Origin of the sequence: Enterobacter sp. KBR-315C3_2022 (genome assembly GCF_041399425.1) — a bacterium.
Taxonomy (GTDB): Bacteria; Pseudomonadota; Gammaproteobacteria; order Enterobacterales; family Enterobacteriaceae; genus Enterobacter.
In genome coordinates this window covers 1-1,086 of sequence record NZ_JBGKEB010000065.1, presented here as the reverse complement: position 1 = coordinate 1,086, position 1,086 = coordinate 1, and the positions used below count along the sequence as shown (strand labels likewise).

At 52.9% G+C, this 1,086-nt stretch carries 1 protein-coding gene; it reads right to left on the bottom strand.

Annotation, left to right across the window (positions count from 1 at the left end):
• On the bottom strand, positions 1 to 1,086 hold a 1,086-nt coding region (locus tag AB8804_RS23245; RefSeq protein ID WP_371190295.1), incomplete at both ends, for an IS4 family transposase.

The window sequence follows — 1,086 nt, the reverse complement described above, 5'->3', positions numbered from 1 at the left end:
GCTGAACGGATATTTAGGCGGAACATAAAGCACCGAACGATCGTATCTTCGGTGCTTTCTTTTTTCCGGCAAAATGAAGGATTTTACATTTTCCCTCATTCCTTTCAGATGCTTAGGGATATTCCCTGCTGCACCCTTACCGCTGACTCGTACCTGAGACACCAGGATATTTAACGCTGCGACGAAGCTTATTCGTGTCGGGGCCACGCCCGCTTCGGCGGCAATGTCTGTCATCTCTTTTCTCAGCAGATTATACGATACCAGTATCCCCCATAACTCCTGCTTCACCCCTTCCGGGAAGCGACTTCTCAGCGTGACCTCACCCTTTAATTGCCGCCGCTTCAGTTCGCCGTAGCCCAGTTCAATTTCCCAGCGCGTCCAGTAAATCCGTAATAAATCCTCCAGTGGATAAGCAACAGGATCGGTCATTGAAGTCAGGAATCCGGTGATTTTTCCCTTACCACTGCCACTCATATAGCTCACCATTCTTGCCTGCCAGACTGCCGGGAGATGTGGGGCTGCTTTACGTGTCTGTGGAGAGACCGGCATCTCGATCAACATGTCATAATCACTGTAACGCTCGATAACCCGATAGCGGAGCTTACTTTTAACCGGAGTCAGCCAGTGTGTCTCAGCGCCAGCCTGCTGCCATTCCAGTAAAAAAGACGCGCTGAAGTAACAACGATCGAACAGCGTCAGGGAGTGGTCCGGCGCGGAAGAGACCAGTCGGTGTGCCAGCGTCAGTTCACCTTCCGCAACGCCACCAAAAGCGGCATCGAGCAACATATGAGAATGGGTAGCCATCAGCCCTACCATACGAACCTGCGGGAAAGTCCCATGGACAGGGTCGATAAAGCCAAAGGCAGCGGCGTTGTCCGGTGAATCTGGTGTACGGAACAGAGTGCCGTCAACACTCAGAACATGAAGTCCGTGAAAAGTATCGGTTCCCAGAATGGCGGACAGCCAGCCTTCATTACAGGCATGGAACAAATAACGAAGCGGGGCCTCGCCCAGGCGCTGGCGTGCTGCGGTGAGTACGCTGGGAGCGAGACTCTGGTAGCCTTCATCAGGCTGAAGAACGATATC